At 51.6% G+C, this 20762-nt stretch carries 20 protein-coding genes; 6 read left to right on the forward strand and 14 right to left on the reverse strand.

Annotated elements, in window-relative coordinates; genetic code table 11:
• Positions 1 to 80: 80 nt before the first annotated feature.
• The 4 genes from gorA to ACO0LH_RS08280 all read right to left on the reverse strand — a co-directional run bounded on the left by gorA (position 81) and on the right by ACO0LH_RS08280 (position 3931).
• Entirely contained in the window at positions 81 to 1433 is a 1353-nt protein-coding gene (gorA, locus tag ACO0LH_RS08265; protein WP_422940595.1) for a glutathione-disulfide reductase, read from the reverse strand.
• A 126-nt stretch (positions 1434 to 1559) separates the two neighbouring features.
• On the reverse strand, positions 1560 to 2441 hold the full coding sequence (locus ACO0LH_RS08270; protein WP_422940596.1) for a dienelactone hydrolase family protein: 882 nt from the start codon (positions 2439 to 2441) through the stop codon (positions 1560 to 1562).
• 122 nt (positions 2442 to 2563) lie between these two features.
• Positions 2564 to 2977, reverse strand: a complete 414-nt coding sequence (locus ACO0LH_RS08275; protein ID WP_422940597.1) for a lysozyme inhibitor LprI family protein — start codon at positions 2975 to 2977, stop codon at positions 2564 to 2566.
• A gap of 57 nt (positions 2978 to 3034) precedes the next feature.
• Positions 3035 to 3931: a DMT family transporter gene (locus tag ACO0LH_RS08280; protein WP_422940598.1), complete on the reverse strand. Its 897-nt coding sequence runs from the start codon at positions 3929 to 3931 to the stop codon at positions 3035 to 3037.
• 185 nt (positions 3932 to 4116) lie between these two features.
• Here ACO0LH_RS08280 and gcvA point away from each other — a divergent pair, with 185 nt between their 5' ends.
• A complete protein-coding gene (gene gcvA, locus ACO0LH_RS08285) occupies positions 4117 to 5001 on the forward strand; it encodes a transcriptional regulator GcvA (protein ID WP_422940599.1) in 885 nt (294 codons plus the stop codon).
• Between the two features lie 23 nt (positions 5002 to 5024).
• Here the strand turns inward: gcvA and ACO0LH_RS08290 are convergent, their stop codons facing one another.
• Positions 5025 to 5594, reverse strand: a complete 570-nt coding sequence (locus ACO0LH_RS08290) for a hypothetical protein (RefSeq protein WP_422940600.1) — start codon at positions 5592 to 5594, stop codon at positions 5025 to 5027.
• Positions 5595 to 5892: 298 nt separating this feature from the next.
• On the opposite strand from ACO0LH_RS08290, the gene ACO0LH_RS08295 reads away from it, so the two are divergent.
• The 4 genes from ACO0LH_RS08295 to ACO0LH_RS08310 all read left to right on the forward strand — a co-directional run bounded on the left by ACO0LH_RS08295 (position 5893) and on the right by ACO0LH_RS08310 (position 9378).
• Positions 5893 to 6849, forward strand: coding sequence for a gamma-glutamyl-gamma-aminobutyrate hydrolase family protein (locus ACO0LH_RS08295; RefSeq protein WP_422941162.1), 957 nt, complete (start codon positions 5893 to 5895; stop codon positions 6847 to 6849).
• 137 nt (positions 6850 to 6986) lie between these two features.
• Complete coding sequence (locus ACO0LH_RS08300; RefSeq protein WP_422940601.1) at positions 6987 to 8240, forward strand: putative Na+/H+ antiporter; 1254 nt, start codon at positions 6987 to 6989, stop codon at positions 8238 to 8240.
• A gap of 73 nt (positions 8241 to 8313) precedes the next feature.
• Positions 8314 to 8778, forward strand: a complete 465-nt coding sequence (locus tag ACO0LH_RS08305; protein ID WP_422940602.1) for a GyrI-like domain-containing protein — start codon at positions 8314 to 8316, stop codon at positions 8776 to 8778.
• A 36-nt stretch (positions 8779 to 8814) separates the two neighbouring features.
• On the forward strand, positions 8815 to 9378 hold the full coding sequence (locus tag ACO0LH_RS08310) for an HD domain-containing protein (protein ID WP_422940603.1): 564 nt from the start codon (positions 8815 to 8817) through the stop codon (positions 9376 to 9378).
• Positions 9379 to 9473: 95 nt separating this feature from the next.
• Here the strand turns inward: ACO0LH_RS08310 and creD are convergent, their stop codons facing one another.
• The 4 genes from creD to ACO0LH_RS08330 form a co-directional block, all read right to left on the reverse strand.
• Positions 9474 to 10895 (reverse strand): cell envelope integrity protein CreD, encoded by a 1422-nt coding sequence (creD, locus tag ACO0LH_RS08315; RefSeq protein ID WP_422940604.1) that lies wholly within the window; start codon positions 10893 to 10895, stop codon positions 9474 to 9476.
• A gap of 106 nt (positions 10896 to 11001) precedes the next feature.
• Positions 11002 to 12447 (reverse strand): two-component system sensor histidine kinase CreC, encoded by a 1446-nt coding sequence (gene creC / locus ACO0LH_RS08320; protein WP_422940605.1) that lies wholly within the window; start codon positions 12445 to 12447, stop codon positions 11002 to 11004.
• Positions 12444 to 13220 carry a two-component system response regulator CreB gene (gene creB, locus ACO0LH_RS08325; RefSeq protein WP_422940606.1) on the reverse strand — a complete coding sequence of 259 codons (777 nt, stop codon included), beginning with the start codon at positions 13218 to 13220 and terminating at the stop codon, positions 12444 to 12446. The genes creC and creB overlap by 4 nt, the downstream gene beginning before the upstream one ends.
• 35 nt (positions 13221 to 13255) lie before the next feature.
• Entirely contained in the window at positions 13256 to 13657 is a 402-nt protein-coding gene (locus ACO0LH_RS08330; protein WP_422940607.1) for a cytidine deaminase, read from the reverse strand.
• Positions 13658 to 14023: 366 nt separating this feature from the next.
• On the opposite strand from ACO0LH_RS08330, the gene ACO0LH_RS08335 reads away from it, so the two are divergent.
• Positions 14024 to 14689: a DUF5610 domain-containing protein gene (locus ACO0LH_RS08335; protein ID WP_422940608.1), complete on the forward strand. Its 666-nt coding sequence runs from the start codon at positions 14024 to 14026 to the stop codon at positions 14687 to 14689.
• Between the two features lie 127 nt (positions 14690 to 14816).
• Here the strand turns inward: ACO0LH_RS08335 and ACO0LH_RS08340 are convergent, their stop codons facing one another.
• The 5 genes from ACO0LH_RS08340 to ACO0LH_RS08360 all read right to left on the reverse strand — a co-directional run bounded on the left by ACO0LH_RS08340 (position 14817) and on the right by ACO0LH_RS08360 (position 20719).
• Positions 14817 to 15659 carry a 2OG-Fe(II) oxygenase family protein gene (locus ACO0LH_RS08340; protein WP_422940609.1) on the reverse strand — a complete coding sequence of 281 codons (843 nt, stop codon included), beginning with the start codon at positions 15657 to 15659 and terminating at the stop codon, positions 14817 to 14819.
• A gap of 12 nt (positions 15660 to 15671) precedes the next feature.
• Positions 15672 to 16664, reverse strand: coding sequence for a nucleoside hydrolase (locus ACO0LH_RS08345; RefSeq protein WP_422940610.1), 993 nt, complete (start codon positions 16662 to 16664; stop codon positions 15672 to 15674).
• A gap of 401 nt (positions 16665 to 17065) precedes the next feature.
• On the reverse strand, positions 17066 to 18037 hold the full coding sequence (locus ACO0LH_RS08350; RefSeq protein ID WP_422940611.1) for an ABC transporter permease: 972 nt from the start codon (positions 18035 to 18037) through the stop codon (positions 17066 to 17068).
• On the reverse strand, positions 18034 to 19116 hold the full coding sequence (locus tag ACO0LH_RS08355; RefSeq protein WP_422940612.1) for an ABC transporter permease: 1083 nt from the start codon (positions 19114 to 19116) through the stop codon (positions 18034 to 18036). The genes ACO0LH_RS08350 and ACO0LH_RS08355 overlap by 4 nt, the downstream gene beginning before the upstream one ends.
• Positions 19117 to 19189: 73 nt before the next feature.
• A complete protein-coding gene (locus ACO0LH_RS08360) occupies positions 19190 to 20719 on the reverse strand; it encodes an ABC transporter ATP-binding protein (RefSeq protein WP_422940613.1) in 1530 nt (509 codons plus the stop codon).
• Positions 20720 to 20762: the final 43 nt, after the last annotated feature.

Consider the following 20762-nt stretch of genomic DNA (forward strand, 5'->3'; position numbering starts at 1 on the left):
GAAGTAAAAATAACGCCCCTGTAAAGGGGCGTTATTTTTTAAGCTTGCGAATTACAAATTACGAATTACAAATTGCGTGACTACATGACCGGTGTCCGCATCGTCACAAATTCTTCCGCCAGTGTAGGATGTACACCAATGGTGGCATCAACTTGCGCTTTGGTGACGCCGCATTGCATGGCCACAGCAAAGCCCTGTATGACTTCACCGGCATCCGGGCCTACCATATGAATGCCCAGCACACGATCCGTGTCAGCATCAACGATCATCTTCATGAGGCAGCGTTCGTCAGAGCCAGACAGGGTATGCTTCAATGCCTTGAATTCACTTTTGAAAATTTTCACATGAGCGTGTTTTTCACGCGCTCTGGCTTCAGTCAGGCCAACAGTTGCCACATTCGGGTGGCTGAAAACTGCCGTCGCAATATTGTCATATGACATCAGGCGCTTGCCATGCTGGAATAGATTGGCCGCCACTACCATGCCCTCTGCCAGCGCCACCGGTGTCAGTGCCACACGGTCAATCACATCACCTATCGCATAGATATTATCGACATTGGTGGCGAAATGTTCGTTGACGATGATGGCACCGTTTTCGCGTACTTGTATGCCGACATTTTCCAGGCCCAGACCACGGGTATTGGGTTGACGGCCAGTGGCAAACAACACGCAATCACTATCCAGCGTACGGCCATCGCTCAGCTCGACTTTTTTCTTTTCGCCATCCTTGCTGATGGACAGGATTTTGCTATCGAGTACCATGTCCACGCCCTTCTTGCGCATTTCGCTGATCAGGAAATGACCGAGGTCGCTATCCATATTGCGCAATATCTGCGCGCCGCGCTGCACCAGGCTTACCTTGCAGCCCAGGCCATTCAGAATCGATGCCAGCTCAACCGCAATATAGCCACCACCTTTGACGACGGCATGCGCAGGCAGCGCAGGCAGGTGGAAGAAATCATCTGAAGTAATGCCCAGTTCACTGCCTGGCAGATCGGGTCGCGTGGGATGGCCGCCAGTTGCAATCAGGATATGGTGCGCAGTATAGGTTTTTCCGTTCACGGCAATGGTGTGGGCATCAATGATCTGTGCATGACCGTGAATGGTATGTACCTTGGCGTTGGTCAGTATCTGTGCATAAATACCATTGAGACGGGATATCTCGCGGTCTTTATGGGCCACCAGTGTGGCCCAGTTAAAATGCGGTTCTCCAGTCTGCCAGCCAAAACCTTTTGCTTCGGCAAAGTCCTCATGATAATGCGCGGCGTAGGACATCAGTTTTTTGGGGATGCAACCGGCATTGACGCAAGTGCCGCCCAGCGGCCCCGATTCTGCCAGGGCAACGCGGGCACCATATTGCGCAGCAAAACGGCTGGCGCGCACACCGCCCGAACCGCCGCCTATGGTAAATAAATCATAGTCGTAAGTGTGCATGGTTATCCTTGGAATGATGAACACTGACAGATGCAAACCCGCAGCGTTTCTGGCTGTTCAGGCAAGCGCGGTGCAAAGTGTCCGCGTCTGCCTGAACAGATGATACAAAGCGTCAAAAATAGGAGATCAAACTACGCCATTGGCCTTGAACCAGGCAAGACAACGGCTCCAGCCATCTTTGGCATCGGCTTCATTATAGCTGGGGCGGTAATCGGCGTGGAAAGCATGACCGGAATTGGGATAAATATGGAATGTCGAATTGCTATTGCCTTTTTTCAATTCGACTTGCATCTTGAAAACAGATTCTGCATTGATGCCGGTATCTTTCGCGCCATACAGGCCCAGCACTGGCACTTTCAGGCCAGCGGCAATGTCAACAGGGTGCTTGGGTGTCAGTGCGGTAGCATCACCAAGCAGGCGGCCATACCATGCCACGCCAGCCTTGACGGATGGATTGTAGGCAGAATACAGCCAAGTAATACGACCACCCCAGCAAAAGCCGGTAATGCCCAGGCGCTTGATATCGCCACCATTATTGGCCGCCCACGCGACAGTCGCATCGAGGTCACCCATGACTTGCGCATCAGGTACTTTGGAAATGATATTTGCCATCAGTTCAGCCATGCTGGCCGTATTCTTGGCATCGCCCTGACGCACAAATAATTCTGGTGCCAGTGCGAGGTAACCCTGCTTGGCGAAACGGCGTGCCACGTCGGCGATATGCTCATGCACACCAAAAATCTCGGAGATCACCAGTATCACCGGTAAATTGCTTTTGCCTTCTGGCTTGGCATAATACACAGGCACATTTTGCCCATCGACAACCAGGGTCGCTACGCCATCTGTCAGGCCAACCCGGTCGGTCTTGATCATGGTTTGCGCGCACACAGGCGCTACTGCCGCTGCAAAGCCGACACCTACGGCGGTCTGGATGAAACTGCGTCGGCTCACGCCGGCATCATCTCCATCGTGATTGATGAGGCTATTGATATCTTCGCGGTATTGCATGGCGTTCTCCTGTATGTTTTCTTCGGGGTTGTACCTGTTTGAATGAAACCTTGGACAAGCAGCGATGAATTATACAGGCAATCCATAAGATATATTTTTGATATATTAATGATAAAAAGAGATTAAGGTTCGGCCAAAACAGGTGGTGTACTGTCAGCAAAGCTCAGATAGGCCTTCCAGATATCATGGGTACGCTGCTGTGACAGATCAATCTGACATTGGGCTGACTGCCGGTAGCGTATGCTGCCCTCCGCCCAATAGGTGTACACATCGGCGCAATGGGTCGTGCGGTATTGTTCCCAGGCTTTTTGCGCCTCATCCAGATTGAGTTTGCTGTCTGAGGTTTTTGCCAGTTGTGCTCTGGCAGTTTGCAGATAGGTCACCAGTTTCTTATCTGCCTTGGCCAGTTCCGCTATCATGCATTGCTGCTCTTCCACTGTAGTTTTACTTGCCTGGCATAGTATTTCTGCGTGTGCTGGCAGGTTCAGTGTAAGGGTGCAAGCGAGGGGAAGTGCGATTGAGCGTAATAATTTCATCAGATCCACCTTGATTGGTTAAGGATGAAAACAGTGAAATTATCATAGCATGAATGGCTATCCGGCTAATTTCGCCCGCTCTGGCCGCAACACCAGCCACACTGCCAGGCCTATCAACGCACCGCCGGCGACGTGGGCAGCGGTAATGCGCTCATTTAAAAACACCGCTCCCCACAGGACGCCAAACAGGGGAATCAAAAATGTCACCGTCAGCGATTTGACCGGGCCAATATCGGCAATCAGGCGGAAATACAGGATATATGCCAGCGCCGTGCAGACCAGGCCCAATGCCGCCAGTGTCAGCCATACCGTACTGTTACCCCATGATGCAGGCGCCTGCGTTGTGCTGCTGTAGGCAAACACCGGCAGGATCAAGGTCAAGGCACCGAGCTGGCTGCCAAACGCCACCAGTTTGCTGTCCAGTCCGCCTTTTGCAGATATCCACTTCTTGGTGAGAAAACTGGCCAGCCCATAACAGGTAGTGGCAAACAGGCATTCTGCGGCAGCGATCAATAATTGCGTATTGAATTGCACAGGCCCGGTCGAGGTCAGCACGGCGACACCGGCTATGCCGATAAAGACACCCATGATTTTAAACCCGTTGGGACGCTCGGAAAAAAACAGGGCACCGATCACCACGCCCATCAGCGGTGTTGTGGCATTCAAAATCGCCGAATAACCGGCTGGCAACACCTTGGCAGCCAGGCTGAACATGACAAAGGGAATGCCCGAATTGATGACGCCCAAGGCCATTGCTGCACCCAGTTTTTTCTTGAAATCCCAGCGCACACGCATGATCAGCAAGATCAGGGCCAGCCCGGCAGTGCCAAACAGTACGCGAAAAAAAGCGGTGGGTATGGCACCCATGACAGGCACCACCATGCGCATGAACAAAAAGCTGGCACCCCAGATCGCCGCCAGACTGATGAGCCGGATAATGTCAGTAGTTTTCAAGAAGTAGTCCTTTCAAATTTGGCAGCAAACCTGTTGCCAGTGTGTGTCGCAAGAGATGGCAAGCGGCAAGAATGATAACTAAGAAATTCTTATTAAATATTGCTGCCATTCCATGATTAGATCACTGTAACATGCCATATTACAATTCATTTTTTATGTTAATAGATTAGAAAAACTAAACAATCATGAAGCGACTTCCTCCTTTGAAAGCGTTGCACTACTTTGAGTGTGTAAGCCGTCACATGAGCGTTAAAAATGCAGCTGCCGAATTGAATGTGACACCAGCCGCGGTGAGCCAGCAAATCGCCAAATTGACCGATCTGCTGCAAATCACCTTATTCAAGAAAGACCAGCGCGGTATTGCGCTGACAGTTGAGGGTGAACAGTTCTTTCTGGATCTTCGCACCGCATTCCGGCAACTGGAAGAAGCCACCAGACGCTTGCTGGAGCAAGGGTCACATGCAAAGATCACCGTCAGTTGCACGACAGGGTTTGCGATGCAATGGCTGATGCCGCAATTGCCAAAATTCCACGCTGCCCATCCCACCATTGATGTACGTATCAGCACCTCAAACAGACTGGCTGATTTTTCCCGCGACGATGTCGATTTCGCCGTCAGGCATGGGCTGGGCCGTTATGCCGGATTAAAATCTGAATTGCTGATTGACGATCCCTTGCAGCCTGTCTGTAGCCCGCACCTGCTGAAGAACAATAGACAGTTCAAGTCAACCAATGAGTTGAACAAGCTGACCTTGCTGCATGATGAAGGCAAGCAAGACTGGCGGCTATGGCTGGAAGCGACAGAGACTGAAGGCGTCGACTGGAATTCTGGCCAGGTGTTTGACGATTTGAGTGCCACCATCGCAGCGGCAAAGAGAGGGCAGGGGGTTGCCCTCGCCAGAAAAACATTGGTCAAAGAAGAATTGAAAAATAAAGAACTGGTCATGCCCTTCAAGGCCGCCATCAGGACGGGTATTGCCTATTATCTTGTCTATCCATCTGCAGTATTGCTAAGGGGCGAGGCGCAATTATTCCATGACTGGTTATGTAGTGCGGTGAAGGCGAATTGATTTGGCCGTCAGCATGTGGATAGCTATTTCTGTCGCAATTCCAGATAATATTTTCTCTGCTTGGCCAGCTCACGTTCCAGGTATTTGTCTTTCACTTCTTCACTGCCTACGCGCTTCCAGACGCTGGTGTGTTTTGTGTTGGTGGTCTCCATATAACGGAGTAAGGTGTCGCCATCAAGCTTGAATTGCTTGATTGATTCATCGCAACAGATCAAACCGCTCGCCGTGTAGATCGCCTGGACAATTTTCCCTTGCTTGATCTGATAATTTCCCATGTAGCCTATAGTACCGACGTCTTTAGTCGTACTGGCTTCCAGGAATAAGTAGGACTTGTCCGGCAAAATTTCGATGTGCAGTTTTCCTTTGACTGTCTTGCATTCAAATATACTGCCATCACGGTTTTTGGCGCAAGGGAAAGGCGATCCGTCAAGCTTGGTCATGGTTTCGCTGATGAGCCGGTAGTCACCGGCAAGATTGGCGTACTCGTCCTTGCTAGGCGCAACTGGAGGCGTATCTGCGGCCTTTGCGACAGTGGCATGGCAGATAATTGCAATAACTGCGAATATCAAGAATGTGGGAAAGCGTGCTGTCATATTGAAATCGGTTTGCAAGTAAGTGAGCAAGTAGGTAAGCAAGCAAGTAGGTAAGCAAGCAAGTGAGACATGCCAGAGTCTGGCAAATCATATACAAGAGATCATATAGTACAAATTTAGCAGGTGCGCACTGATGGTAAAAAATGGAAAACTATCCGGCTTTTCCCACGCCAATTCAGATTTGGACTAAACTGCAGATATCATGTCAGATACGAAAACCGACAAACAGCCTGAAGCACCTGTTCAGAATCAGACACTGGAAATATTTCCAGCATCACCAGCGTAGCAGGCCGATCAAATTACTGCAGGACCACAAAGTACGCCAAGACTGCAAGGTGCGCAAAGTGCTCAGGCAGCGTTTGGTGACGAAGGTAAAGCCAGCGGTCGTTCTATTGAAGAGCGACTCTGGCGCAATTTAATTGATCTGGTTTCTGCACGTTTGCGTGCCGTATCTGACAGAGCCGCGCGTGGTATGACCAAGCGTACTTTGAAGATTGGTGTATCGGCCAGAATTTTCCATCCACAGGCCGGTTCTAAAGGTTTGTCCAGCAAAACCTTGCAATATCTGGAAGAATCGATTGCACAATGGGTCATGTCACGCGATGTCATGGTTTTCATGATCCCTTCAGTCAATACCAATGGCTTGATACGCCCCAGCAATATACGCTTGCGTGATTACGCGAAGCATCTTGATGGGCTGGTTTTGCAAGGCGGTGCCGATGTGGCACCTGAAAGTTATTCGCTGCAAACCACTCGCCCTGAATGGCCGGGTGATCGCACGCGTGATATGTATGAACTGGAACTGCTGCATGAATTTATCGAAGCGGGGAAACCCTTGCTGGGTATCTGCCGTGGCTGCCAATTATTGAACGTGGCCTTCGGTGGTTCGCTATATCAGGATATTGCCAGCGAAGTACCCGGTGCTATCCGCCATGTCGATGATTTGTATGACCAGCATTTTCATGAATTGCGTTTTACCGAAAAATCAACGCTGGCAAAAATGCTAGCCATGCCTGCCGTGGCAAGGGTGAATTCCATCCATCATCAGGCCATCAAGAACCTGGGGCGCGATATGGTGGTAGAAGCTGTCGCCGCCGATGATAATATGATAGAAGCGATACGCTATCAGAAGGCTGAATTCGTGGTTGGCCTGCAATGGCATCCTGAATTTCATCAGGCGCATCAAACTGAATTGCTGGACTGCACACCGATACTCGACAGTTTCTTGCGGGCAGCGCGTCAGACCAGGTTTTGAGTTGCCCTGGCTAACTTAAGCATTGACCTGCATTGGCCACAGTCGTCACCGGTAATGGCCTGCCATGTATCAGATTTACTCTGAATCACCAGTTAGTCCGGGCAGGTCAGCAATCACAAAAAATCAGAAAAAGAGAAATGAACCCTATTGAAATTATCGGTGCTGTCATCTTTGCCTTGGCGCTGCTACATACTTTCAGCGCCAAATTTTTTGAAGTGCTGGCGCATCGCCATGCCAGTCATGCCGGCTTGTTGCATTTGTTGGGTGAAGTGGAAGTGGTGTTTGGTTTCTGGGCGTTTGTTCTGATTCTGCTCATGGCACTGGTATCAGGTGGCGACGCCGCAGTCGCTTATGCAGAATCACGCCAATATACCGAACCGCTGTTTGTCTTCGTTGTGATGGTGGTGGCGGCCTCGCGCCCCGTACTTGAAATTGTCGCAAAGATACTTGCCGGGCTAGCGCGTGTGACGCCAGTGCCCGATGCCATCGCCTTGATCTGGTTTGGCCTTGCTGTGGTGCCGCTATTAGGGGCGCTGATCACCGAACCAGCCGCAATGACCCTGGCGGCCCTGATGCTGGCACCCAAAATATTTAGACAAGACATGCCTGAATGGCTTAAATATGGCGCGCTGGGCGTGTTGTTTGTCAATGTGTCCATCGGTGGCACACTGACCTCTTATGCAGCTCCTCCAGTATTGATGGTAGCCTCTGCATGGCAATGGGACAGCAATTTCATGGCAAGCACGTTTGGCTGGAAAGCTGCGCTTGCCGTCGTATTCAATGCCAGTGTCATCACCCTGTTATTGCGCCGACATATCACTGCAGAACCTGGCAAGACCAAGCAGGATGAGCGCCTGCCCGTGCCTTTGACGGTCAGTCTGATCCATCTGGCATTTCTGGCAGGGGTGGTCATGCTTGCGCATCACCCGGTATTTTTTCTGGGTTTGTTTTTGTTCTTCATGGGTTATACCCAGGCGTATGAGCGTTACCAGAACCCGCTGATACTGAAAGAGGGTTTGCTGGTTGGTTTCTTTCTGGCTGGCCTGGTGGTACTGGGTGGGATGCAGCAATGGTGGTTGCAGCCGATTGTTTCCAGCTTGAGCCCTTTCGTGTTGTTCTTTGCAGCGCTGGGCCTGACGGCCATTACCGACAATGCAGCGTTGACGTATCTGGGGTCGCTGATCGTTGGCCTGAGCGAGCAGGCCAAATACCTGCTGGTGGCTGGTGCCGTTGCCGGAGGCGGTTTGACAGTGATAGCCAACGCACCCAATCCGGCTGGCGTGGCATTGCTAAGACGCGGATTTAATGATGAGTCGATTGGTGCACTGGGTTTGTTACTGGGGGCTTTACCACCTACTGGCGTCGCTGCTTTGGCATTTCTGGTGATGTAAAACCGGGCCGCGCTGAGGGCATGGCTAACGCGGCGAAACAGCTTTTTTGGTTTTTAAAAGTAAGGAGAGCACCATGTTAAGTACACCTGAAATACTGGATTTGGCAGCGCAGCAAACTGCGGTCATCCGCCTGACTATCAAGCGTGAAGAATGTCCGCAAGAGATGCGACCAGCCATTACCGAATTGATGGCTGCTCTGGCAGAGCAAGGCATTACCCCTGTGGGGCCGCTGTTTTCGCATCACCTGAGCATGCCTTCAGCAATCTTTGATTTTGAAGTGGGCGTACCCGTCAATGCAGTGATCACTGCCACTGGTCGCGTCATGCCATCACAATTGCCGGCCAGTAAGGTCGCACGTACCGTTTACCAGGGGTCCTATGAAGGCTTGGGAGCAGCCTGGGGTGAATTTGCCACCTGGATCAGCGTCAATGACAATATGCCAGCGCCCAGTCTGTGGGAATGCTATCTGGCAGGGCCAGAATCTGGCGGCGATGCAACGCAGTGGCGCACGCAATTGAATCGCCCTCTATTGGCTTAAATTTTTTTATCCAATCAATATTTTGAAAGGCAGACTATGACAAATTACTGGCACCCCGATATGTTTGCGAAAGCCTGGGTATTTTCATCGCGGCATCACCATGGCCAGACCTATGGCGGCACTGTCGAAGGCGAACAGGTCGAATACATCAATCACATTGCCAGTGTAGCGATGGAAGTCATCTGGGCCTTGCAGGCCAACCCTGAAGCGAACAGTGCTTTGGCCGTGCAGTGCGCGCTGCTGCACGACACGATAGAAGATACCAGCGCCAGTTATGAAATGATCGCAGCAGAGTTTGGCCAAGATGTTGCTGATGGCGTGCTGGCCTTATCGAAAGATGACAGCCTGTCAGACAAGGAAGAAAAAATGCGCGACAGCCTGCGCAGGATAAGGCAGCAACCGCATGAGATATGGATGGTGAAAATGGCGGATAGGATCACCAACCTGTATCACCCGCCGCATTACTGGAATAATGAAAAGATTCTGGCTTACCGTGATGAGGCGCAAATCATACATCGCGAATTACATACTGCCGATGCCGGTCTGGCGCAAAGACTGCAAGAAAAAATCGATGCTTATCCGCAGTTTTTACGGGTTTGAATTTAAGTTTGCCGGTACGATGAAAATCGTATCAGATTGTAGTTTTGCAGGGTACGCCCCACGTACCCTGCAAAACTCTGCTGTGTCGAACTCTGCTACGTCTGGACATCCACATCAAATTCCCGCTCCGCTGGTGTCGGGTCTGACTTGCCTAGCTGGTACCAGTCAACCTTGCGCGTCACTATCATGAAGGCAGACAACACGGCAAACAGTAACAGGCTACCCATGACCAGGGCATTGCTTTCTGATTGCAGCAAGCCAAACAGGATGCCATATAACATCGTCAGTGCCAGCCCGAAACCCAGCCCACGTTTCCAATTGTGCAAGGCATAGCTGAGGTAAAAGCCGATCAGCAATATACAGGCAATGCTGGCCACCAGATAAGCGCGCAAGAAGCCGATTTTTTCCGCCAGACTGACCAGTAGAAGAAAGAATATCGCCAACGCCAGGCCAACCAGCATGTATTGGACAGGATGTATCGGCAACTGCTTCAAGACTTCAAACAGGAAAAAGGCGGCAAAGGTTAGTGCTACAAACATCAGCCCGTATTTGACGGCGCGGTCCGCTTCAGAATAGACATTGATGGGTTCGATAAATGCCACGCTGAAAACATCAATACCTGCGATACCATCGGGTGTTGCATCTTTGGCTTTTGCGCTATTGTTATATTCGAGTTGAGTCAGTTGCTGCTGGGCGTTGCTCGACAGCGATGAGATATTCCAGCTCGCACCAAAGCCATTATCGCTACGGGTGCGCCCCTTTGGCGACGGCAGGAAGCGACCACCATATTGCGGATGTGGCCAGTTTGAACTTAGGCTGACCTGATTATTCCTGGCGATGGGTACAAAACTAAGATGTTCCACGCCATCGAGCATCAGGTCCAGTTTAAATTTGACGGTGACAGGCACATGGTTTTCATGGAAATTGCCAAGAATCGCATGTATCCCTTGCGACGCCGAACTCAGCTTGCTGCCCTGTCTGAAGTCATACGTTTTACCATCCCATTCCAGTTTGGGGAAGTTACGCAAACCACGTGTGTCGCTAAGGCCAAATGAGACATAGGCAGCTTCGTTAAACGTGATCGTAGCCTTGCTCTTGTCTTTCGATATCAGTTCGTCCGTGTCAGGCATGATAAAGTCACCGTTGATGGCATGTGTGCCTGAATACACCAATACCTTATGAATCCCACGATAGCGCTGGTCGGTCTCTATGTTTCCCTTGATCTGTAAATCATTGGGATAGACATAATATTTCTTGTTTTTATACATTGGACGTATTTTGGACACTTTGGTAGTTTTGTCTATCTCCTCCTCTTCCCATGTTTCGGTATAGGGTATGACCAGTACCGGCCCCAGTATGGTTTGTTCGCCGACAGAGTCTGCGGTGATGCTGCGTACGGCTTCTTCGCGATAACGCATGCGTTCCCAGATGGTGGATTGAATCATCATCAAGGATATATAGATCAGTATCGCCAGCAGGCCGACGATGCCGGTTTTTAACATCCAGTTTTTTTCCATGGCAGACTCCGTATTGTTGGAGTCGTCACTGTAAAAAACTTGTGTGCGTTGTTGATGTGTTTTGTGTGAAGTGCGGGCGAATTCTGTTCCCGGTTTGCCGCAAGCCTTATTCTGGCAACTGCGGTAAGCGCAAGCAGGCGCGGGTGCCGCCTTCGGGTTGATTGCTGACGGTGACAGAGCCGCCATGCAGTAGCGCTACTTCATGAACAAAAGGCAGGCCCAGTCCAGTGCTTTTGGCTGCGTCCGGGCGTGGCAGGGAATAAAAACGTTCAAAGATTTTTTCTTGCGCATAATCGGGTATGCCTGGTCCCTGATCGCAGATGCGAATAGTCAGCCAGGACAGGGTGCTGTCTGTACTTGCCTGCATGCTGATGCAACTGCCCGCAGGTGAAAAAGCAATGGCATTGTCAAGTAAATTACCCAGTGCCTGGCGCAATAATAATTCATCGCCCATGACGTGCAACTGCTTGCTGTCAGCAGGAAAATCTAATTGCAAAGTGATGGATTTTTTATGCAGGCTGGCCTGGGTATCATCCATTACCAATTGCAATAGTGCACCTACATTGAGTTGCTGTGCGTGGCTCAGGTTTTGCTGTTTTTCCAGCTTCACCAGGGCCAGCAGTTTTTCTATCAATTGTTTCTGGCGCTGGTTTTGTTCAAGAATGTTATTCAGGAAGCGTTGACGGTCTGCTGTGGGCATGTCTTCGCGCAATAGTTCGGCTGAGCCCTGTATCGCGGCAATCGGGCTTTTCAGTTCATGTGTCAATGTGTGCATCAACTGTTCTACGTATTGCTTGCCTTCGAGCTTGTTGCGCATGGCTTCCAGCGCCTTGCCAAGGCGGCCGATTTCATTATTGCCCAGTGAAGGCAGGCTGGCTTTTTCACCATTTTCTACACTGCTGGCATAACGCTGCAATTTGCTCAGGGCATTACTGAGCCACCATGAGACAGCGATACCTATCAGTAAGGACCCCAGCAGCAACCAGAAGCTGCGTTGCAAAATCTTGCGCTGGCTGCGTTCTATAAAAGGGCTGATCGTGGAGATGGCCTTGGCGACCGTCAGTGAGCCTATGATCTGCCCCTGGTGCTGGATGGGCGCAGCCACATGCATGACGCTACTGCCTTCATCGGCGGGATCATGGCGGGTACTGCGCGCACCATATTTGCCGCGCAAGGTCAGGTAGACATCATTCCAGCGAGAATAATCCTGGCCGGTGGCCAGCCCTTCGCTGTCGAAGATGACGATGCCTTTGATATCGGTGATATAGACGCGGTAGTCAAGGCTGTTTTTTCGTATGCCGCTGATTTTTACATCGACACTGCGCTGCGCATAATTGTGTATGCGGGCCATCAGTGCTGAATCAGCCAGATTACCATTGGCGACATCTTCTGCTACCAGTGTCGCCAACATTTGCGCGGTATCAATGAGGGTATCTTCGAGGGTGGCACGCACACCCGGTTTCACTTCTTCGACCACTACATTCAAGACCAGCCAGGCGGTCAGGCCCAGTATCAGGAAATAACCCAGCAATATGCGCAGGCCTATTTTCATGTGGGTGTCAGGCTATAACCCATGCCACGGTGTGTTTGTATGCCTTCGTCATTGCTGTCCTCACTTGCTGTGCCGTTCGCATTGCCCTGATGACTGAGACGTGCCTGACGCAGTTTTGCGCGCAACGACTTGATATGGGCATCCACCGTGCGTTCCAGTGTTTCAGGTGCATTCACCCAGACGATTTCCATCAGTTGCGCGCGTGAAAATAACTGGCCTGGTCGTTCCATCAAAGTTTTCAGCAGCAGGTATTCATAGCGTGTCAATGTCAGTGCCTGGCCGTAATACAAGATACGTGCTTCGTCTGCGCGCAGTTCCAGGCGTAATATTGATCTGGTGGTTGCGGGTGTGGCGGCATGCATCTGTGCCGCCTTGTCCTGGCGACGCAAGATGGCACGTATGCGCGCCACCATCTCGCGTGGGGAAAAGGGTTTGCTAACATAATCGTCCGCACCTATTTCGAGACCGACTATGCGGTCAATTTCATCATTACGCGCCGTGAGGAAAATGACAGGCACATCAGAAAACTGGCGCAACTGGCGGCAGACATCGAAGCCGCTCATGTCAGGCAAGCCGATGTCAAGCACCACCAGGGCTGGTGGGCTAGCGCTGGCGGGGTTGTTAGCTGATTCATTCGCTGAGTCGCGCAACAAACTCAGTGCACTTTGTCCCAGACTGACATGCAGAGGATGAAAGCCATCGGTGGACAGGGCATAGGCCAGGTTTTCAGCAATGCTGACTTCGTCTTCGACGATCAGTATGGTTTTCAACATAGGGCCAGACTGGTCGATGGTAAACGCTTAGTCACTTATTCTGGCTTCAGATAAAACGCATCTGGCAATTGCTCGCCGGCGGTGGTGGTTTTCAGATCACCTTTCAGGTTTGTCAGCAATACCTGCAAATCCGGCCCACCCATTTCGATGATGACCTGGCGGCAGGCGCCGCATGGAGCGATAGGGCCATCGGTATCACCAGTGACGGCAATCGCAGCAAAATCGCCAGGGCGATAGCCTGCAGCAACGGCGCTGAACAGTGCAGTGCGCTCAGCGCAATTGCACAGGCCATAAGATGCATTTTCTACATTGCAGCCATGGAAAACCTTGCCATCTTTCGTCAGCACAGCAGCACCAACCTTGAATTTGGAATACGGCGCGTAGGCAGATTCGCGGGCAGTGTTGGCAGCTTGTAATAATTGTTCTTGAGTCAGCATAATTGTCTTTCGTTAAGATAGGCGATATTGTATTCGCAAACACTGTTGTGGGCGATAGGTAGGCCTCTTGTCTCCAGCGATAATGCATTCAATGTGAGCTAACGAACTGAATAAGTATCTCGCATGTGTTCTGATGTATTTAACAGAAGTCTGATTTGCGTGGCAATACGGCTGCATGCTTAAAATCGGCTCTATGTCAGTCATGCATGAATTTATTGCATTGCAGCGTCATCGCCGCCCACAGGAAAGTCAGATTGCTTTAATTCAGGCGATACTATTTCGCGCACATGCTTACAGTTTCCCGCTTACGCGCCGATAACGAACTGTCTTGATGTTTTTCATTGCCGTTCACCAGAGGAACATAAAATGAGCGTTACTATTTCTACACTGGGTACATCTGCCCAAAGCCTGACCGCCAGCCCGCTGACACAGCGCCAGTCTGCTACCGATACTGCTGCGGCCACCAATACCAATACCAATACCAGCACTAGCGTCGCGACTGACAAAGTCAGTCTGAACAGTTCCGACAGCGACAATGTCGTTTATAGCGATCCGCGCCTGAATAAGCCAGCCCAGGCTGATTTGCAGGCATTGCTGGAAGAATCGGACCGTAAAGCCCAGGCCATTATCGATTTGATCAGGCCCTTGGTAGAGCAGCAAGGTTTACAGTTTGATAAGGTTGCCAGTGGTGAACAAAAAGTGTCTGCCAGCCCAGAAGCCATCAGTGCTGCCAAGGCCGCAATTGCTGATGGCGGCGAATTCAGTGTGCAAAAAACTGCCGAACGCATTTTAAGTTTCGCCAAGGCATCAATAGGGGATGATCCATCCAAACTTGAAAAAGTGCGTGCTGCCGTTGAGCAGGGCTTTAAAGAAGCTTCCGATATCCTGGGTGGCAGTTTGCCTGATATCAGCAAGCAAACACTGGCAGCCATACGCACAGAATTTGATAGCTGGGCAGCCAATGGCATCCCATCTGGCGACACCGTTACATTGTCTAAACCTGTGACTGTCACCGCAGCAAAGGCGGCCTGACTTCAGGTGATTGTCCTGCATGGCGCAGTAAGTCAAAGAGCATGAAGACACTCGGTGCGTCATGAAAAAAAGCCCGCAGCAGTTACCTGTTGCGGGCTTTTTCTTGCAGAATTGAACTCTAAAAAATTTACTTCTTCACACCCAGTTCACGCAAACGTTCTTGCAGATAACTACCCGAGGTATGACGTTCAGACAACACCACATCAGCCCGTGGATGCAGGAACAGAGGCAAAGAAATGCGGGACTTTTTCGCTTCTTCACCGGTAGGGTTTAGTACGCGGTGGATAGTCGATGGGTAGTAGCCAGCAGATGCTTCATCGAGCATGTCGCCAATGTTCACGATCAGCATGCCAAAATCACAAGGTACGTCATGCCATGCATCATCCTTGCCTTGTACCTGTAAGCCAGCCTGGGTTGCTGCAGGCAGCAAGGTCAGCAGGTTGATGTCGCCATGCGCCGCAGCGCGCACTGCGTCCGGCTCTTCATCGCCACGCAGCGGTGGGTAATGCAGAACGCGCAGCAGGGTCAGGTCGCTGTCGGTGATCATGTCTGACAGGGGCATGGAATACCTGGCCTTGACGTCAGCAGGAGAATGATCTTCTACCCATTGCAGCAACTCTGCTGCCAGCTTGGCACCATCGTCATAATATTTGCGAGCAGCATCCGACACTTCAGACGGATAACGGCCGGTAGGGTAGATATGATAAAACTCTTTCAGGTCACGCTTGGTCTGGCCCTTGGCTGTCTCGGAAATTTTTGGCGAAAAATAGCCATCCATTTTCTCGGCATCAAAGTCATACTTGTTTTTCGCATCGGTCTGGAAAAACTCATACCATTCCTTGTAGATGGTTTCCAGTGTGCTTTGCGACAAGGGGTGGTTGGTCAATACACCAAAGCCAGTGCGGTGCAGGCTTTCAGTGAATTTTTTCGCAGCATCGGGTGCGCGATAATCAACTGGTTCGATAAACATGATGGTCTCCCCTTATTGCGCCAGCGGTGCCTGCAACCAGTTTGACGCCAGGGTTGCATCGATCAATTGTTTACATGCTTCTGCATCCACTTTCATGCAAACGCGCGTTTCTGGTTTGCTGGCTTCCCAACCTGCCTGTGGATAAGGGATAGGCAGTTTTGCCATCATGGTCTGGCCATTGCCTATGCCCTCTTTGGCAACGCGTACGCGGCCAGAGCTGGTTTCAAAAATCTGCGGTGCCACCAGCCAGACAAATGCCAGTACATCATGACCGTAGCAGGCATGGCCCAGGTCCGGGCGTATGCTTTGGTAGAAGTTGGCATAGAAGTTGACTGCATGTGACAGGGTATCCATCGCCACGTGCTTGTGTTTTTCTGCCAGAGCTGCAAAGAAGGTCGAAGGCAAGACCACGCGGTGTGTGACATCCAGCCCTACCATGGTCAGATCCCAGCCTGCTGTGAAGACCAGGTCCGCTGCGTCAGGATCATTCCAGACATTGGCTTCTGCCACTGGCGATACATTGCCTGGTTCATCGACGGTACCTGCCATCAGCACGACCTGCTTCAGCAGTTTTGGCAGTTGTGGTTCCATCTTCAGGGCCAGGCCCAGGTTACCCAATGGGCCGACTGCAACCAGGGTGATTTCACCCGGGTGCTGGCGTGCCATTTTGACGATAAATTCTGCTGCGCTTTCTACTTCCGCCTTGCCACCGACTTCAATACGGCTGTTCAGGTTACCTAGACCATCAGCACCGTGGATGAAATCTGGCGGCATGCCAGGCGCTTTGGCGAAAGGTACAGGTACACCATGTGCGACAGGGATATGACGGCCAGCGATGCGCGTCAGGTACAAGGCATTGATGGTTGCCTGTTCAACATGGACATTACCAAAAGTAGTCGTGATACCAACCACTTCGATATCAGGATGGGCCAGGGCGAAATACAAGGCCATTGCATCATCGACGCCTGGATCAGTATCAAAGATGACTTTGTGTTTTGTTGACATGAATGCTCTCCAAAATTACATCGGCTGGCCATTGAGCAGAACCCAGTCGCGATGTGAATTGTTGCAGTTGACCCGGTTCAAGGAGGTCGAAATTATGTTGTGTAGTGCAAGACCGAAAGGCTTACCACAGAGACACGGAGAAATAGAGGAGGCGCAGAGAAAGACGGAATACTCATGTAGGTTGCAAACACGTAGGTTGGGCCGGGCCACGCATGGCTACGCTTCATCAGCCCAACACTTAGCCTACAATCGACGAATACCTTATTGAAACGCCGAGCGTTGGGCTGGTAAACCGTAGCCCAACCTACGAGAAGCCAACCTTCGTTGCTCTTCATTCGCTTTTCTCTGTGCCCTCCGTGCCCCTTCTGTGTCCCCGTGTTGAAAGGTTTTATTTCAATCAATTACCGTGACTTCACAAATGGCTGACCTATCGCTTTCGGGGCGACGGACTTTGCCATCAAGCCTGCCAATACGATCACGGTCACGACGTAAGGAATCATCTGTACCAGAGAGCCGGGTATCTTGCCTATGCCTGGAAAGATCACGCCTTCTATCTGTACCTGCAAAGCAGCGAAGAAACCAAACATCAGGCAGCCTAAAGCCGTATACATCGGCCGCCAGTTACCAAATACCAGGGCGGTCAGGGCCAGGTAGCCATTGCCAGCTGACATATCGCGCAGGAAAAAGCCGCTTTGTACGATCGACAGATACGCACCAGAGAATGAACACAAGACGCCAGCGCACAGCATGGCCATGAAGCGGGTGCGCTCAACATTGATACCTGCTGCATCTGCTGCATGCGGGTTTTCGCCAACCGCGCGCAGGCGCAGGCCAAAGCGGGTGTGATACAAAATCCAGTGCACCAGCGGTACCAGTGCAAACGCCAGGTACACCAGTGCGCTATGGCCACCTATCAGTTTCGTATAGACCCAGCCGATGAAAGGAATGCCGGCAACTGCTTCTGAACCGGGAAAGACAATGTCAAACAGGCGTGCATCTCCCAGGTCAGGCGTGCGCCCACCCTGCTGAAACAGGTACTGGGCGATAACAAAAGTCAGGCCGCCCAGCGCGATATTGAGGGCGATACCGGCCACCAGCTGATTACCCTTTTGCGTGATGCTGACAAAGCCCTGCAACAAGGCGATGGCGACGGAAATGCCGACACCTGCCAATATACCCAGCCACGGGCTTTTCGTCGCAAACGCCACGGCGGCAGAGACAAAGGCCGCGGCCAGCATTTTGCCTTCGAGTGCCAGGTCAACCACGCCGCTGCGTTCAGCAAACAAGCCAGCCATGGCCGCAAACATCAATACCGGCGCATTGCGTATGGTCGATACCAGGATGCTGGAAAATTGAAAATCATCAAACATCATTTTTCCTTACGCTTGAGCAGGGCAGACAGGGCAGGGGCATACAGGTTTTCCATCGCACCGCAGAACAGGATGATCAAACCCTGGATGAAGATAAACGTTTCTGGCGGGATATTGGCTTTTTCCAGAGACAGATCAAAGCCACCTTGTATCAATGCGCCAAACAAAATGGATGAAAGCAAAATACCGACCGGATGCTGACGCCCCATCAGCGCAATCGCAATACCGATGAACCCCGCCCCGGCAGGGAAATTCAGGTTCAGGTAGTGTGTTGAACCCATGACAGAATTCACTGCCGCCAGACCTGCCAGCGCGCCCGAAATCATCATCGTGATAATGATGGTCTTGCTGATCGAGATGCCCGCATAGTGCGCTGCATGCTGGTTCAGGCCGGTGGCGCGCAACTGATAACCCCAGGTGGTGCGCCAGACAGCCACACCATAAATCACCAGTGCCAGCAGCGCCAGGATGAAGCTGATATTGAGTGGTGTTTCACCCAGTACCGGCAAGATGCTGTTCAGCTTGGGCAACCAGGATGCATCGGCAAACTGGCGGCTGGCTGTATTTTGCTGGCCGGCCGGGATAAGGAAGCTGATGATGACAAAATTCATGAGGCAGGCAGCAATGAAATTGAACATGATGGTAGTCACCACCACATGGCTGCCACGTTTTGCCTGCAAATAACCCGGGAGGAAAGCCCAGGCGGCACCAAAGACAGCACTGCCCAGCACTGCCAGCGGTATCAGTATCCAGCCCGGCAGGCTGGAATCAAGCGCCAGCAAAACAAAGCTCAGGCCCAGACCACCGACATACATCTGGCCTTCACTGCCGATATTGAACAGGCCGGCCTGCATGGCAATCGATACGGATAATCCAGTGAAGATGAAGGTCGCTGCATAAAACAGGGTGTAGCCCAGGCCTTCTGGATTGAGCACGGCGGAATTGACCAGGATGCCCAGAGACTCTACCGGGCTTTCACCCAATAGATAAATCACGCCTGCTGCCACCAGCAGAGCAGAAAACAGGTTCAGTAGCGGCAAGGCAAAGGCGGTTGCCCAACGGGGAAGATCGGCTTGATTCATTATTGTCTGGTCGCTAGTTTTGTCACTTTTGTTTGCTTGTCTCTGGCTGGGTCTGGTCTGCGTGTCACTACGTTCAGTGTTTGTGCAGGCCGCCCATCAACAAGCCTATACGCGTTGCATCAAATTCTTCTGCCTTCAGTTCGCCGGTAATGCTGCCGCTGGACATGACCAGGATACGGTCTGCCAGGGCGCGTACTTCTTCCAACTCTACTGATACCAGCAGGATGGCAATGCCGGCATCACGCATTGCCAGCAAACGTGCATGCAGGCTTTCTATGGTGCCAATATCAACGCCGCGCGTAGGCTGGCCCACCAGCATCAATTGCGGGCTGGATGCAATTTCGCGTGCCATCACCACTTTTTGCTGGTTACCGCCAGACAGCAGGGCGATACGCAATTGCGGGTCTGCCGGGCGAACATCAAACCTCGCCAGCAGATCATTGCAATTGCTTAAAATATGTTTGTAGTCGAGCAGGCCAAAGGCCTTGCCCAGTTTTTTCTGGTAACCCAGAAAGCTGTTCATCATGACGGAGAAATTTTTGACAACGGCATCACGCAGACGGTCTTCCGGCACATGGGCAATACCCAGGTCGCGGAAGGTGGCTGGCAGGCCATCGGCGTCCTTGCGGCCCTTGCCTGGCAAATCCTTACCCTGCATTTGCAGCTTGCCACTGGTGGGCAAGCGCATGCCGCTTAAAATCTCCAGCAGTTCACTCTGGCCATTGCCCGACACACCGGCAATGGCGACGATTTCGCCAGCGCGGATTGTGAAGCTGACGTCTTTCAGCAAACTGACTTTTTGATCGTTGACAAGATTCAGGCCACTGACTTCCAGCACGGTCGCACCGGGCGCATAAGGCGCACGAGGCAGATGGGTTTCTATCGGACGGCCCACCATCAGTTCGGCCAGTTGCTCCTTGCTGGTGCCTGCGGTCGCGACTGAACCCACAACCGTGCCAGCGCGCATGACGGTGACCTGATCCGTGATATCCAGAATTTCTTGCAACTTGTGCGTGATCAGAATGATGGTCTTGCCCTGTTCCTTAAACAGGCGCAGTACTTCAAACAGGGACGCCGTTTCCTGCACCGTCAATACGGCGGTCGGTTCATCCAGGATCAGGATATTCGCGCTGCGGTAAATCTGCTTGAGGATTTCCACCCTTTGCTGGACACCGACAGAAAGGTCATGAATGGTAGCCAGCGGGTCGACATCAAGCGAATAACGCTGGCAAATCTCACGCAACTTCGCCTCGACTTCATGGCGCTTGGGTTTCAGGCGAAAGCCGCCTTCCGTACCCAGCATGACATTGTCGAGTACCGTCATGTTTTCTACCAGCATGAAATGCTGATGCACCATGCCTATGCCAAGATTGATGGCTTCCTGACTGTTACGGATATTTTGTTCCACGCCATTGATGAGCAGCTTGCCACCATCAGCGCGGTAATAGCCATACAGTATGCTCATCAGCGTGGATTTGCCGGCACCGTTTTCACCGATCACGCCATGGATGGACCCCGGCGCAATAGAAAAACTCACATCGCGGTTGGCCTGTACCGCACCAAAGCGTTTGGAGATCTGTTGAAATTCGACTGCTGGCTGCATACTTTGGCGTTCTTTAAAATGCGGTGTGCAAAAAATGGCGTGC

The organism is Undibacterium sp. TJN19 (genome assembly GCF_049339485.1).
Taxonomy (GTDB): domain Bacteria; phylum Pseudomonadota; class Gammaproteobacteria; order Burkholderiales; family Burkholderiaceae_D; genus Undibacterium.